A 15400-nucleotide genomic window follows, 5' to 3' on the forward strand; every position below is an offset into this window, starting at 1 on the left:
CAAACAGCCGAAACGGAAAAAGGGGTCTGTCAATAATTTTGTGTAAACTCGATATACAATTTTAGTGCCATACACAAAACAACTTAACAAACATCTAATGAATCTTCAAAAGCTTATTCCAACTTGAACTATGAGTTAGGAATGAGCTTTTTTTCATACGCAAGAGTTATTGGGAAATCTAATAATATTGATCAATTTATGAAGTATAGTCCCGTACTGAAGACGATAAACAATTCTTTTTTAGGGGATTTGTGAGTGTCATCTTGAATGGGGTGCCTTGATAGATGAAAAAGATCTTATTAAAAATGTTGGGTTATCAAAAATTCGGTGCCACACAGAGTAGAGAGCTCCTGAATTTCGATATGGTAGATAAAGCCTTTGCATTTATAAGCAACACTATACAAGTCAGTATAAACGAGTTGAAGCCGTGTAAGGGGCAGAAAATTTTTAATCCCGAATTTGAGTTGCGAGTGATAAAGCACTGAATCAAGTTCATTAAAGGTCTTGCGAGATATTTGTAGAATAAATTCTAAATGTAATTACATACACTCTGAACCAGCCCATATGCATCCGAAAAGGAGATTATAACAATGATTGTGAGGTCAAAAAGGATAGGCACGCGGACATTTCATGTCACATGCAAAGAGGAATTAGCCGTGGCAGCGGATTCGCTCCTGCAAATATTTGAGGAGTTGGAGCAGGAGGAAGGGCATTTAAAAGACGGTGCGAACATTCAGGTGGGTTGGACCATTCTTCATCTGTCCCAGCGTGGTGAAGATGTTACCGTTATGGCGCCTGCGTATGACAAAAATCCATTCGTGGATAAAACCGACGACCTGACTGCTTCGCTATTTGTTCAATTGCAGCAGAACTACTGTCTGCAAAGGCTGCAGCTTGAAGGAGAAGCGGCATGCTTTCAAGATAAAATCATTGCTGCCAAAGGTGTAATGGATGCAGAACGCGTATATCTCGAACGGACTCAAAATGGCGGGGATGGAGATTCAGGCTGGTATATTGGGCCGGTTGATGGAGCAGTCAAAGATGAAGACTTAGAGGCGTATTATATTTATCAGCTTCTACACCTTCGGCCGTCGCTTCTGCAAGTGCTGGCGCTGCCCCGGGGGTATATGGCCGTGTACGACGGCGATGAGATTGAAGCGGTTCTGGACGCTGAAGATGTTAATGTGTAGCCAAGCTCAGATGAAGCTTAGTTATTTGGTGCATGAAACGTGTAAAGGCTTATTCCTTCCTTTCATCCGCGAGGGAGGTAAGTCTTTTTTTATATGATTTCTATTAGAAAACTGTAACTTATCTGTATGAAAACGAGCAGGGGGTTGATGTATTATCATAGTATTGGAAAAACATGAAGATAGTTGTTTTGAACTATTTATATGTTTTCCAGTATTAGGATGGGCTCCGATGCGGCTGTCATTTATAATAGGAACGGGCGCCGCAATGCAAGAGATTAGGAATGCGGGCGCATCGCGGATGCTTTTTGCTTCCTTCTTCGTAGTATAAAAGTAATGGATGAACTTATAGAGGGGCGTGTTGCTCCATAATAAATCTTTATGGCGGAGGTATAGTCGGGCATGGCAATCATTGATGTTATCAAATATGACGGATCACCTGATGTGTTCGCGTGGAAATATCCGAATCATGAGCTCGGAACGTGGACGCAGCTTATTGTTAATGAATCGCAGGAAGCGATTTTATATAAAGGCGGGCAGGCGCTCGATCGGTATACAGCCGGCAGACATACGTTAAGTACGGCCAATATTCCGATTCTCAATCATATCGTCAATTTGCCTTTTGGCGGGGACTCACCCTTCACGGCGGAGGTATGGTATGTCAACAAGCTTCATTCTCTCAATATTAAGTGGGGTACGCGCGCACCCCTTCAGCTGCAGGACCCGAAATATCAACTATTTGTAAAGGTGCGTTCTTTCGGCCAATTCGGGATTCAAGTCGATGACGCCCGCAAATTTCTTGGCAAGCTCGTCGGAACGCTGCCGCAGTTCAATCAAGAGACGCTCACGGAATATTTCCGCGGTGTGTTGATGATGAACATTCACGAGCTTATTTCTTCCTATTTCGTACATCGAAAAATTAGCATCTTGGAAATCAATGCATACATATCTGACATTTCAAAGCATATTCAAGAACGGGTGGCGCCCGCATTCGAGGAGTACGGCATTCGCCTGCTTAATTTCTACGTTGATTCCGTCAATACGCCGGAGGATGACCCGGCCACGATACGTCTGCGGGAAGCGCTCGCGAAGAGGGCGGAGATGGATATCATCGGGTTCACCTACCAACAGGAGCGCACGTTCGACACGCTCGGGCAGGCGGCGCAGAACGAAGGCGGCACCCAGTCGGATCTGATGGGGGCGGGCATTGGGCTCAGCATGGGCTACGGCGTCGGCGGCGCTATCGGAGGCACAATGTCGCGGCTGGCCGATGGGCTTCAGGTCGATGCCTACGATAAGATATGTCCCAAGTGTCACCGGAAAAACCAGCAGGATGCCTCTTTCTGCACGGGGTGCGGCACATCACTCGCAGCATCGGGTGGGACAGGGCGGCCAGCGGAGGTGAAGTGCCAAGCGTGCGATGAATGGATGCCGCGCCACACCAAGTTCTGCCCGAATTGTGGTGATCCATATAATCCATGCCCGCAATGCGGTGCCGACAATCAGCCGGAGCAGACCCATTGCGTAGAATGTGGGCAAGCTATGCCTGTCCCGTGCCGCCATTGCGGCGAAGCGGTGCCGGACAAGGTCAAGTTCTGTCCGCATTGCGGCCGTGAGACGACGTTGATGTGCAGCCAATGCAACCTCGAAGTGCAGCCGGGGCAAAAATTTTGCGTGGAATGCGGCAACAAGCTCACGTAGAAGGGAGGGTCCACGTTGAAACAAGACACGCAGTACAATTGGATAACGACGGCCATTTTTCTGACGATATTAACCGTCACGGTTGCTTTGTTTTTCACTTTTAGTGAAATAGATACCCGCGACCTGTCCTGGTGGTTGTCGCTAGGTTCACTCGTATTGGCGGAATTGCTTAGCTACATGTTTTCCTTCAAGCTGCTTAAGGGCGGACACGAGTTCAAGGCTGCCGTTCCGGCGTATTTGTCCCTAGGCACCGTGTTGTTTTACTATGATTTGGCCGTACTGATACATATTGTTTTATTTTGGATCATTTTAGACGTATCTGCGCAAGCGTATCTCTGGATTCATTTACTTACATTTGCCGTGGCGCTCGTCATTGCCTTGTTGTTGGGTCTGGCAAAAGTGTTCGTTCGCCGCCAGGAAGAAGATGAGTGGATGCGTCTGCAGTCGATGAAGCAGCTGCAGCTAGTGTTGCATGCCGCGCGGCTGGAGCTGGAAGGCTGGCAGCATGCAGAACGTGAGACGCTGCTGGATCTGCTCCGCAAGCTGGAGGAGCAGGTCAAATATAGCGATCCGGTATCCCTTCCTGCCATGGTGCTGGAGGAGGCGCAGCTGATGGAGAAAGCCGACCGGCTGGAAGCTAGCGTGCGCTCGGCCGTGCGGGAGCGGCATGCGCTTTATTCTGCCGAGGAATTGCGCGGCATGATTCAAGATTTATCGAATGCGATCCGGCTCCGCAACGAGCAATTGACTATTTTGAAATAGAGTAAGGTAGAGAGGAGGAGAATCGACATGCGGGCACGTCTTGGTGCTATATTGAAAGGAATCGGCGGAATACTGCTATTCATCCAAGTGCTGATGATCTTATCTTTAATCATAAACTGGTCATCATTTGATGGCGCATATAAGATGGAGACATTTCTATTATCCGTGTTTGCAGCAAGCGTTCCCGGAGTATTGTTGTTCAAGGCTGGGGAGAACATGAAGAAAAAAGCGGATGCAATCAAAGCAATGCGTCAGCAGGGGATCGTCGTGCGGGGAAAAATATTCAGTCTCGGCAATCTGCTGCGTGTATTCGGCGGGATATTCCTGTTCTTGTTCAGCATGGTAGTCCTGTTGATAACAATAAATTGGTCTACGCAGAAAGATAAACTGGAGTTATTCCTATTATTTTTTGTCCTGTTCTTTACTCCCGGCGCGCTGATGTATTGGGCAGGCACGAAGCTTAACAAAAAAGCGGATGAACAAAATGCGATGCAGCAAGCGGCATCTATGGAATTCATGCACAATCCGATTCAATCGGATATGGAGGAAGATGAGGATTGGGATGAATACAAGCGAAAAGAAGACCCGGGGCAGTCAGCACGCTACGCTGCCGCAGAGGCTGCCGCAAGCGTTTCACCGCCTCAGCTTCCGAAAATGATTACGTGCTCAAGCTGTGGCGCCCAGAGCAGTGTGCCGCCGCGCTCGACCATTTCTTGCGAGTATTGCGGTTCTACGATTTCTTATTAATAATGGAACAAGGCTGCACGCTCAAGCAGAACGCCTGCTTGATGGTGCAGCCTTTTAATAGTACGGATTATTTCAAATAATCCGGTGAATTGACGTTATCGATGAGGAGCATGCCGTCGAATTGCTCCAGAGGGATGCTGCTGACCGGCATGACGCCGTCATAGTACGAAATGTTCGGCTGCGTCATCCAAGTGTTGCCCGGCACACGCGGTTGATAGCGCATGTCGACGAAGGTGTACGGATGGCCCGCGCTCTTCAACACTTCTTCCACGGAATGCGCCATCGGAGGCAGTACATCGGAGAATCCTCCGGTGACGTGCGCGTTTTTGCCCCCGCCCATGAACAGGCCGATGACGTAGCTCTCGTCCTTGAACTTCGTGCTCTGCATCAGCTCGCCCATATGGCGGCGCGGGAGCGAGTTCATTTCTTTAGAGTAGGCTTTGGCGATATGTCCGTTATGAGCCCACACGATAATCTTCTCGTTCGGATAGACGTTCGTGGCCAGCCAGATCAGATTGTCTGCCATCATGCGATCACGGTATTCCGAGGAACGGATAACGGACATGTAGTCGGCCGATTTCCCATTCAGGAACGAGGTGGAGCCAATCGAAATTTCCATATACTCCTCGACTACTTGAATCCGGTTGTCCAAGGCCCGTTCCGTGAGCTTCACGATGTGCGGGTTGTCCGGATATTGGTTGCGCAATGCTTCAGCGCGCTTCGGCAAGAGTTGGCGCACTTGCTTGTACACCTCCAGCAGCTCCGGCTTCGCCTTGCGGTAAGCCTCGACATCTTCGGTCTGCTCCCACTCATCCAACTCTAACTCTGCTGCTTGGAATCGCTTGGCAAGCTTCTCATCGCTCATCCACTCTCCGGAGAAGAGAGGTCCTTGCGGCTGCATGTCGAAGCCGGCAAGTGCCAATGGCGTCTTCGTCTTCTGCGTGTCCTTCATATATTGGAACAACGGCACATTCTCCTGTACCCGCCAGATGCGGAAGATGGAATCCTTCATCGTGGCGATCGGCTCTCTCGTCGTCATGTTGCCATAGGCCGACGCGGCGTTGCCCAAGTTCGTCTCGAACGCAACCACATTGAAGCCTAGCTCCTGGTGCAGGTATTGAATCAGACGGGTTTTGGCTGAGTTGTATTCGGCGGCACCGTGCGAGCTTTCGCCCAAGTACACGATGCGCTTATCCTGCAGCAGCGGCTTCAAGGCTTCCAAGTCTGTGAACCGTTCCGCGGGCACAACCGTGTCCTTCGTCGTCTCCGGCTGAATAGAGTCGAGCGCAATAGTGTTCTGCTGCATCCATTCCTTCCACTCCTGACGCGCTTCCGTGCTTGTGCGTGCCCGTTCGGGCGAGGTTGCCGCCAGTGTCGTGCCGGCTGCCTCTCCCTCTTTCGATGCCTCTTGCCCGTGCGCCGATGTTCCGAATGACAGCAGGGTGCCGAACGCCATGACCGACGCGAGGAACAAGGACGTTCCCCGGCGTTTCCAATCCTTTTTATATGAATTCAATGATGAAACCTCCCCATATGTTGTTGAAGTTGTTCAGAGAGACTCGCTCGAATTGAGAAAACCTGTGCTTCTCGGTGTCGAAAAAGGCCTTTTTGAACATGCGCTTCTAGTATAAGATTCTATATGCCATGCTTGTCCCTATTTAAGGAATGTAGGCGACTTCACGTTGTCGATGTACAGGATGCCGTCATACTGCTCGCGTGGCACGAATACTTCCGGCAGCAGGCCGAAGTAGAGCGTGGAACGCGGCTCGGCCATCCATGAGTTGCCCGGGGTGATGTCGTGGTATCGCATATCCACGAATGTGTACGGACGATTCGTGGCTTTCATAATCGATTCCATCGAATCTATCGGAAGCGGCTGCACTTCCATCGACTCGCCTAAGTTATCCGCGTTCGTTCCGCTGCCCATGTACAATCCAATCGTATAGCTGTAAGGGCCGAACATCGTCTCCTGCATGATTTCACCCATGAAGCGGCCTGGAACGGGCAGGAACGATTGCTTCATTTTTGATTCTGCCTTGCTGATATGCGCGTTGTGGCCCCAGACGACGATTCGCTCCATTGGATAGATTTCCGTTGCCAGCCAGAGGAGGTTGTCCGCCATCGCTTGGTCGCGCCACTCCATCATCTTCGTCATTGCGGCATAATCCCCGGTCTTCACTGCTTGGTTTGCTGTGATGCTCAGTTCAATGTATTCGTCCACGATGCGGATACGGTCGTCCAGCGTCCGGTTCGCCATGGCAATAAAATGCGAGTTGTCCGGGTACAGCTTCGCAAGCTGCGCCTCGTGTTCGGCGACCTTCGCCTTGACATCCTTGTACAGTTTCAGCATTTCTGGCTTTGCTTTCGTGTAAGATGCCATATCCTCCTCCTTCATCCACTTCCACAGTGACTTCTCTGTTTCGATATAACGAGTCGCGAGATCCTCGTCGCCCATCCATTCGCCAGCCAGGGTCGGTCCCATCGGCTGCATGTCGATGCCCGCCAACTGCATTGGCTTGTCCGTTGCTTGCGTGTCCTTTATGTATTGAAACAACGGCAGCGTCTCTTCCGTCCACCATTGCGGGAAAATCGATTTCTTCAACGACTCTTCCGGCGTCTTCGTCTTCATGTTGCCGAAGGCGGATGCCGCATTCCCGAGCGGAGATTCGAAGGCTACGACATTGAATCCCATTTCTTCGTGCAAAAATTGAATGAGCCGCGCCTTAGCCGAGCTGAATTCGGCGACGCCATGCGAGCTTTCTCCTAAGTAGACGATGCGTTTGTCCAACAGCAGCGGCTTCAGCATGTCCAAATCAGCAAAGCTGTCTTTATGTATTTGGCCGTCTTTCATCTCCACAGGTTGAATCGTATCAAGGGCGTACGCATTCTCGCGAATCCAATTCTCCCATTGCTGTCTGAAATCTGTGGATGTCGTACCGCTTACGGAAGCTGCCGAGGTCTTATTTTCATGTGCAGCTTCCCCGTATACAGTCGGTCCCCATGACAGCATGGCGCCCAATGAAATGACGGATGCCAGCATCACTTGAACCGTGCGTCGTTTCCAAATTGCGAATGATGAATTCAATGTAACATCTCTCCTTGGAGTTTATAATTTTTATAAAATAATGAAATATTTAGATAATATCTCGTTATTGAATCATGTTCTTAACAACCATGACTGCCAGCAGTCCTAGTCCGAAAGCGAGCGCCGTCTGCAGTGCCATCTTCGCTGTTTTGTTCATCAACATCCAACCTTTCGTCGTTCTCGATAAATCCACTATAACCCAGTTAAGCCCCGTACGTCCTCATATTTTCTATGAGTGGAGCAATACGGAGGCTGAATGGAGCACCTAGACGGATGAATATGTCCGAATAAAGGGTAGAAATAATGCAGTATAGAGGTGACAAGGGCGAGAAAGGCATGAATGAGCTTCTGCTTTGCAAAGGAATACTATAAGAGGTTGTTCAAAAAGTCTCCTTTGATCACGAAGATTATCGGGTACCTTTTCGAGATCGAATCTTGCATTCCCTCTTGAAGAGCCTACGATTCCGATGCAGTTTTCTTGCGGAACTTGTACTTCTCGGTGTTTTCTGAATACGCGATATTGTTCGCATAATCGACATGAATATCTTCAAAATTGCATTTCCCGGGGAATTAATTGACCTAAAAACGAATAAATCGACAATATCATTGACAAAAAATCGGCTTTCGACTAGGATACGTAAGGTGACTTTCGCCGAGGCGGAACGACCAATTTTCTGCCATATGCAATGAATATGGTGTGAAAGGGGCAGCATGATTGTCATGGAAAAATGGTTTAAGTTGAAGGAGAACGGTACGAATGCGCGTACCGAGGTCACGGCGGGCATTACGACGTTCCTGACCATGGTATATATTGTCGTCGTCAATCCCGCGATTTTGTCGAGCGCCGGCGTTCCGTTCCAGCAAGTGTTCACGGCTACGGTTATCTCGGCCATTATCGGTACGTTATATATGGCACTATTTGCGAATCACCCGATTGCCGTCGCTCCTGGTATGGGAATGAACGCTTATTTTGCGTCAGTCGTCGCTTCTCAGGGCGTGAGCTATCAAGTCGTGTTCGGCACAGTGTTCTTGGCAGGGGTTATCTTCTTGCTGCTGACGTTCACCAAGCTGCGCGAGACATTGATTGAATCGATTCCGGTATCGCTCAAGTTCGGGATTACAGCAGGTATCGGCTTGTTTATAGCCTTTATCGGGCTCAAATCATCCGGCATCGTCGTAGCGAATGAATCAACGATGGTCGCGTTCGGCGATTTACAGCAGCCGATCACGGCGCTGACCTTGGCAGGCTTGTTCATTACATTGATACTAATGGCTCGTAAAGTGCACGGCGCTTTATTTATCGGCATGGCTGCAACGGCGGTTATCGGTTATTTCATGGGCATGATGGAGTTCAAAGGCTTCGTGTCATTGCCTGCGGCTCCGGTATTATTTGATTTGGATATTGCGGGCGTATTTACGCACGGATTGTATACAGTTGTATTCGCGTTCCTGCTCGTAACGATCTTCGATACGACAGGGACCATGATCGGCGTAGCCGAGCAAGCAGGTCTGATGAAGGGCAATACGTTCCCGCGCGCGAAGCAGGCGTTGATGGCTGACGCGCTCGCGACGACGGCCGGATCATTAATGGGCACGACGCCGTCAAGCGCTTATGTGGAATCCACTGCGGGCGTGGCTGCGGGGGGACGGACAGGACTGACCTCTGCTGTCGTAGCAGGGTTGTTCTTCTTGTCGCTATTTTTCTCGCCGATTATTGAAGGCATATCGTCGCTGCCAGCCATTACGGCTCCGGTGCTCATTATCGTCGGCTGCTTCATGATGGACGGCTTAGCGCGGATTCAATGGAAGCAATTCGATGAAGCGTTCCCGGCGTTCGCCATTCTGATCAGTATGCCGCTCACTTCCAGCATCGCGACTGGCATTGCGATTGGCTTCATTACATACCCGTTGATGAAGCTGTTCAGCGGCAAAGGCAAGGAAGTTCACCCCATTCTATATGTGTTCGGCGTCATCTTCGCCATTCAAATGGTGTTCTTCCCGGCACATTGATGCGCGGATGGGGCTATCAGGTATATGACAACATAGGAATTGGATGTATGAGCCCTAAGGTTGAGCCTTAGGGCTTTTTGCCATGCCATTCTTGCTTCCTGATCATTTACGTGCCAATGAATGTCCTATGAATGCGATCCATACGATCATCGGATAATAAAACTCAGGAATACCTCTAAAAGTAAGAAGAAAAGGGAAAAAATATAGCATGTTCCGATGAAACCCAGATTGTATACTGATGAAACATGTGTTTACATGTATGGTTAAAGTTGTTAATTTCGTGAAAGGGGCTTTACATCATGAACCGCAGCGACGAAAGCAAAAAGCTTCGTTGGTATAACATTGTCTTGATGGCTTTTGTGTCCGTATGGGGCTTTGGCAATGTCGTCAATAATTATGCAAACCAAGGTCTGACGGTTATCACCTCATGGGTGCTTATCATCGCGCTCTATTTTGTGCCTTATGCGCTCATGGTCGGCCAATTGGGGTCCACCTTCAAGGACGGCAAAGGCGGCGTCAGCTCGTGGATTAAAGAGACGATGGGGCCGACGATCGCTTACTTTGCCGCATGGACGTATTGGGTTGTGCACGTTCCGTATTTGGCGCAGAAGCCGCAATCGATTCTGATTGCGCTAGGTTGGACGGCGACCGGCAGCGGCAACTTCATTAACAAGTTCTCGCCAATCGTGCTGCAGCTAGCTTGTTTGGCCGTCTTTCTGCTCTTTTTGTGGGTGGCATCACGCGGGATGCTCATCTTGGCAGGAATGGTAGCGATCTGTGCTTTGCTCGGCTCGTTCGCCATGGCATGATGTTCGATTCGAACAATATTCCAGCTGACTTGAAGATGAACGGCCAATACTACGCATTCCAGATTCTTGGCGAATACTATGGAATCGGCAATTCGTTCCTTATCTTGTACGCCATCGCGAACACGCTCGCGCAAGTATCGTCGCTGGCGTTCTCGATCGATGCGCCGTTGAAGATGCTGCTGCTGGATGCGGATGCGAAGTTCGTTCCAAAAAGTCTATTGAAAACGAACGATCGCAATACGCCGATTAATGGCTACATCATGACGGCCGTGCTCGTCGGCATTCTTATTGTCATTCCGGCGCTCGGTATCGGCAACATGAACTCGCTCTTCAACTGGCTGCTTGATCTGAACTCGATCGTCATGCCTCTGCGTTACTTGTTCGTATTCGCGGCCTTCATGGCTTTAATGAAGTTGGCAGACAAGTTCCAATCGGACTACCAGTTCGTGAAAAACCGCAAAGTCGGCTTTACGATCGGCTTGTGGTGCTTTGTGTTTACGGCGTTCGCCTGCATTATGGGCATGTTCCCGAAGGTCGAGACGTTCACAGGCGAATGGTATTTCCAATTTGCGCTAAATATTTTGACGCCATTCATTCTGCTCGGCCTCGGTCTTATTCTGCCGCTGGTTGCGCGGTGGAGCAATAAACAATAGTAGCGCGTGCAAACTGTATATTCAACTATATATGCAGCTTGGCGGAGCAGTTATCGGTCATTCTGCAGGTGTGGTATTACAAAAGGACGAAGTTGCGCATCTTCCGCATGGCGCCCATCTATTATCATTTCAGTCTGAAATACGGGTGGAGCGAAAATAAAATCGTCGTCATGTTCGGATTGGTGTCCTGGATCTCGGTATTCATATGCTTGCTTTTATGGCGTTGCGTGCTGTAGGCAGAGCTGAGCATCATCACCCGCGTACATACATATAAATTAGAAGCTCGTTGGAGCATACAAAACGCATGCGATCGCTTTAGGGCGGGGCGTGTATTTTTTGCATTCAGGATAAGCGGGATTGCATAATAACAAACAATAAAATATAATGTTTATATATTAACCAAACAATAAGGGTGAATGTTTATGGATAAATCGATATCGGATCTATTTTGGAACGCATCGATCGATGAATTGAAGAAGGGGTATATGTATGATGCGCAAGCTGAAGAGTACGTGTGTATCGTCTGCGGAGAACGGTTCACGAATGGTATCGTTTATCAACACGAGAATGTGTTGTATGAAGCGAAAAAATATACAGAGCTGCACATTGCGGAGCAGCATACGTCCATGCTCCATTATTTGCTCACGCTGGATAAGAAGCTGACCGGACTTACCGATCTGCAAAAGGAGCTGTTGTTCCATTTCCATGAGGGCCGGAGCGACAACGAGATTTTGAAGCTGATGGGCGGGGGCAGCGCTTCTACGATTCGGAATCACCGGTTCACGCTGCGCGAGAAGATGAAGCAAGCGAAGCTGTTCCTGGCGTTGATGGAGCTGGCCGACTCAAAATCAGACCAGCGGCCGAAGTTCGTGCATGCGCACCGGACGGCCACGATGGTCGACGAGCGCTATGCGGTGACGGAGGAGGAGCGGGCAAAAATTTTGCATCAGTACTTCACGGAAGGATTGGATGGGCCGATTTCCGAATTTCCGAAGAAGGAGAAGCGCAAGATCGTCATTTTGACTCACTTGATGCAGCGGTTCGATGCGCAGAAGCGGTATACGGAGAAGGAAGTGAACGAAATCCTGAAGACGGTACATGACGACGATTACGTCACGCTGCGCCGGTATTTGATCGAGTACGGCTTCATGGATCGTCTTCCCGATGGCAGCGCGTATTGGGTGATGAAGTAAACGCGTTGAAGTCAGTGTAATAGATATGAAAGAGGTGCAATACAATGAAACCAGAAGAGAGAAAGCAGGCGGGTAATTTGTACGCCCATTCCCATCGGCTGATGGGAGTATACGGCCTGAAGCATAAACAAAGCGGAAAATGGTTCATAGCAAGTGCCATGAATGTGGAAGGAAAGCGGAACGGTCTCTACTTCACGTTAAATATGGGCGGCCATATCAATAAGAGACTGAGTGAAGACTGGAAGCGCGATGGGGAGGATGCCTTCGAGTTCCATCTGTTAGAAGAATTGAAGCCGGAAGAAGAGTATGTCGCTAATGACGAGGATCGGAAGAAATATGTGTCACGGCTGAAAAAGTTAGAAGAACAGTGGTTGAATAAATTGCAGCCGTACGAAGAGAACGGATATCATAATAGACCGGCCGATAAATGACATGCTTCTTTACGGGCCGCAGCAACCGCAGTGCGGCCGCTGCGGCTGTTTGTGCGTTAGGCCGCCACTTTACAGGACACTCAATTACAAGCTATGATAAAAAAGATTGAATGCCAAACTTTGGGATGAATTTTCATCCCGATTAGCGATTTGGCGCAAAGGAGGAACTGATATGATACGTTTTCCGAAGCCGGATGTAGAGCAATATTTCCAGACGTATGTGATTCGGCAGTTTACAGTAAGTGCGGATGAAAGCCGCATCGTGTTCAGCAGCAACATGAACGGGCACTTTAACCTGTGGGCAGTGGATTTAAATGGGGATACTCTGTTTCCGTACCCGCTCACATATTGCAATCAAGCGAGCGACTTTATCGCCGTTGATCCGGAAGAACGCTATATTTTGACCGGATTCGATCATGACGGGAACGAGAACTATCATATCCATGCGCTTCCTCCATCCGGCGGTGCGCCGCTTGCGCTCATCGAAGCGGGCGAGAATGACAAGATGTTCTTCGTTCGTCTATCCGAAGACGGAGAGCGCATGTATTATTCGACTAGCCGCGGCAATCCCAATTTCTTGAACAGCCGCTGCTACAACTTGCTTACGCAGGAAGACGAGCTTATTCTCGAGGGGACCGGCACATTGACCAATCTCGACGACATCAGCCCGAATGGCCAGCGCTTCGTGTATGCCAAATCTTACGGCAATACATACCGCGTCAACTACGTGCGTACGGAAACGGAGGATCTGTGCCTGACCCCGTCGGCCGATGCCGTTCACATTTCCGGCGATGCGTCGTTCATCGATGACGATACGATTGTGTTCCTGACGGATTATGATGCGGATTACGCTTATGTCGCGCAGTATCATATTCCGACACGCCAATTTACAGAAGTGTGCCGGATTCCGCAAGAAAGCGCCAAGATTCTGAAATGGAATAAAAAGAACCGGAGCTTGTACCTCGTTACGGAAAAAGGAGTGGAAGACCGCTTATACCTCATTCACTACGATTCCAGACAGTGTACGCAGCTGCCGCTTCCGGTCGCAGTCGTCGATCAGCTGCAGTCCGCGCGTTCTGGCAATCTGTATGTGCTAGGACGGAGCGCTTCTTCTCCGGCGAACATTTATAAATATGAGCAGGGAGCTTGGAAGTCGCTTACCCGCAACGTTGTGACGGGGCTTGCCCATGAGCAGCTCGTCGAGCCGGTCGTGGTGACGTACCGCTCTTATGACGGCATGGAGATAGAAGCGCTTCTCTTCCGGGCGAAGGAGGAGCAGGCGAACGGCTATACGATATTTTGGCCGCACGGCGGACCTCAGGCGGCGGAGCGCAAGCAATTCCGCAGCATGTTCCAATATTTCCTGGCACAGGGCTACCACGTATTCGCGCCGAACTTCCGCGGCAGCACCGGATATGGCAGCGCCTTCACGAAGATGGTGGAATGCGACTGGGGCGAAGGACCGCGCCTCGACTGCGTCGCTGCGATGGATTGGCTGTTCGAGCAGGGTATTTCGAGCAAGGAGCGCCTGTTCGTCGTCGGCGGCAGCTACGGTGGCTACATGACGCTGCTGCTTCATGGCCGGCATGCCGACTATTTCCGGGCGGCAGTCGATATTTTTGGCGTGAGCAACCTGTTCACGTTCTATAATTCCGTGCCGGATCATTGGAAGCCGCTGATGGAGCGCTGGGTCGGCGATCCGGAGCGGGACAAGGAGCGTTTTATTTACGATTCGCCGATTACGTACCTGGACGGCATGACCAACCCGATGCTCGTCATTCAAGGAGCGAACGACCCGCGCGTCGTCAAGGCGGAGTCGGATCAGATTGTTCAGGCGCTCAAGGACAAGGGCCGCGATGTCGAGTACATTGTACTGGATGATGAGGGGCACGGATTCTCCAAGAAGGTAAATGAAATGCGCGTATATCGCGCCATGGTCGAGTTCTTGCAGCGGCATCACGAATAATAAACGATAGGAGAAGGGACTTTCCTGAAGGCTGATAAGCCTTAGGGGAGTCCTTTTTTAGCTTGCAGCCAAAGCTCGTCATAAGCTATAATGCATAATATAATAACTAGGAAAACTACTAATGTTTTATTAGTTTTATTGACAATCCATTAACACTACCGTTTTGGAGGTGGTACTCATATCCATGCGCGAACGTATTATGAAGGCTTTTATGGAAGAGCTTCAGGACAAAGGCATCAAGTTTACGATGGACGATTTGGCTCGGAGACTGGGCATTAGCAAGCGTACGCTGTACGAGCATTTCTCTTCGAAGGCGGAAGTGCTCGATACGATCATCGAGCAGACGCTGCAAGAGAGCGACGCGAAGACGAACGAGATTATTGAGGACAAATCGTTATCTTTAATGGATAAGATGAAAGCCGTGATGACCGTTCTGCCGAATCACTTTGAACTATACGATATTCGCATCTTGGAACAGATGAAGCGCGTCTACCCGGAACAGTGGGTGAAGATTGACGAGGCGCTGAAGGATGATTGGGATACGCTGCGTGTTCTTATTGAACAAGGGATGGAAGAAGGGACGATTCGCAGGCAAAACGCGGCCTTTATTATGAAGGTCATTCTGGATGCAGTGAATTCGACTTTGGATCAGCGGTTTTTCGCGCAGCAGAACATCTCGCTGCCTGAAGCATTGGAAGCCATTGCCGATGTCATTATGTACGGACTCGTTCCGCGTGATAATGAATCGACTGAGAAATGATGCATATGAGGACGTGCTCAGCAGAGACGGCGTGCCTAGCTCTAAAAGGGCGACGGTGCCGTCTCTGCTGAGCCAATCCGATAAGAGCTGGTTCGG

The 15400-nt window shown here is 49.8% G+C and carries 13 protein-coding genes and 1 pseudogene; 12 read left to right on the forward strand and 2 right to left on the reverse strand.

Annotated features, from left to right (window positions below; genetic code table 11):
• Nucleotides 1–590 precede the first annotated feature (590 nt).
• The 4 genes from A372_RS0103285 to A372_RS0103300 all read left to right on the forward strand — a co-directional run bounded on the left by A372_RS0103285 (nucleotide 591) and on the right by A372_RS0103300 (nucleotide 4397).
• Nucleotides 591–1190, forward strand: coding sequence for an immunity protein Imm33 domain-containing protein (locus A372_RS0103285; protein WP_019419416.1), 600 nt, complete (start codon nucleotides 591–593; stop codon nucleotides 1188–1190).
• Between the two features lie 399 nt (nucleotides 1191–1589).
• Entirely contained in the window at nucleotides 1590–2888 is a 1299-nt protein-coding gene (locus A372_RS0103290; RefSeq protein ID WP_019419417.1) for an SPFH domain-containing protein, read from the forward strand.
• 15 nt (nucleotides 2889–2903) lie between these two features.
• Entirely contained in the window at nucleotides 2904–3650 is a 747-nt protein-coding gene (locus A372_RS0103295) for a hypothetical protein (protein ID WP_019419418.1), read from the forward strand.
• 27 nt (nucleotides 3651–3677) lie between these two features.
• Nucleotides 3678–4397, forward strand: a complete 720-nt coding sequence (locus A372_RS0103300; RefSeq protein ID WP_019419419.1) for a hypothetical protein — start codon at nucleotides 3678–3680, stop codon at nucleotides 4395–4397.
• Nucleotides 4398–4464: 67 nt separating this feature from the next.
• On the opposite strand, the gene A372_RS0103305 is transcribed toward A372_RS0103300, so the two are convergent.
• Nucleotides 4465–5913 carry an erythromycin esterase family protein gene (locus A372_RS0103305; RefSeq protein WP_019419420.1) on the reverse strand — a complete coding sequence of 483 codons (1449 nt, stop codon included), beginning with the start codon at nucleotides 5911–5913 and terminating at the stop codon, nucleotides 4465–4467.
• A gap of 138 nt (nucleotides 5914–6051) precedes the next feature.
• Nucleotides 6052–7482 carry an erythromycin esterase family protein gene (locus A372_RS0103310; protein WP_019419421.1) on the reverse strand — a complete coding sequence of 477 codons (1431 nt, stop codon included), beginning with the start codon at nucleotides 7480–7482 and terminating at the stop codon, nucleotides 6052–6054.
• Between the two features lie 720 nt (nucleotides 7483–8202).
• Between A372_RS0103310 and A372_RS0103320 the strand changes: the two genes are divergently transcribed.
• The 8 genes and pseudogenes from A372_RS0103320 to A372_RS0103350 all read left to right on the forward strand — a co-directional run bounded on the left by A372_RS0103320 (nucleotide 8203) and on the right by A372_RS0103350 (nucleotide 15304).
• On the forward strand, nucleotides 8203–9492 hold the full coding sequence (locus tag A372_RS0103320; RefSeq protein WP_026010866.1) for an NCS2 family permease: 1290 nt from the start codon (nucleotides 8203–8205) through the stop codon (nucleotides 9490–9492).
• A 299-nt stretch (nucleotides 9493–9791) separates the two neighbouring features.
• Nucleotides 9792–10301, forward strand: coding sequence for an amino acid permease (locus tag A372_RS38980; protein ID WP_272943452.1), 510 nt, complete (start codon nucleotides 9792–9794; stop codon nucleotides 10299–10301).
• A gap of 35 nt (nucleotides 10302–10336) precedes the next feature.
• On the forward strand, nucleotides 10337–10954 hold the full coding sequence (locus tag A372_RS38985; RefSeq protein ID WP_272943453.1) for an amino acid permease: 618 nt from the start codon (nucleotides 10337–10339) through the stop codon (nucleotides 10952–10954).
• A 38-nt stretch (nucleotides 10955–10992) separates the two neighbouring features.
• Nucleotides 10993–11190: pseudogene (locus A372_RS38345) on the forward strand (phospho-N-acetylmuramoyl-pentapeptide-transferase); the annotation flags it as partial.
• A gap of 186 nt (nucleotides 11191–11376) precedes the next feature.
• Nucleotides 11377–12147: a DUF2087 domain-containing protein gene (locus A372_RS0103335; protein ID WP_019419425.1), complete on the forward strand. Its 771-nt coding sequence runs from the start codon at nucleotides 11377–11379 to the stop codon at nucleotides 12145–12147.
• Between the two features lie 44 nt (nucleotides 12148–12191).
• Complete coding sequence (locus tag A372_RS0103340; RefSeq protein ID WP_019419426.1) at nucleotides 12192–12578, forward strand: GIY-YIG nuclease family protein; 387 nt, start codon at nucleotides 12192–12194, stop codon at nucleotides 12576–12578.
• Between the two features lie 172 nt (nucleotides 12579–12750).
• Nucleotides 12751–14544, forward strand: coding sequence for a S9 family peptidase (locus A372_RS0103345; RefSeq protein WP_019419427.1), 1794 nt, complete (start codon nucleotides 12751–12753; stop codon nucleotides 14542–14544).
• A 184-nt stretch (nucleotides 14545–14728) separates the two neighbouring features.
• A complete protein-coding gene (locus A372_RS0103350; RefSeq protein WP_019419428.1) occupies nucleotides 14729–15304 on the forward strand; it encodes a TetR/AcrR family transcriptional regulator in 576 nt (191 codons plus the stop codon).
• Nucleotides 15305–15400: the final 96 nt, after the last annotated feature.

The sequence above is a fragment of the Paenibacillus sp. OSY-SE genome (assembly GCF_000283315.1).
Lineage (GTDB): Bacteria > Bacillota > Bacilli > Paenibacillales > Paenibacillaceae > Paenibacillus_B > Paenibacillus_B profundus.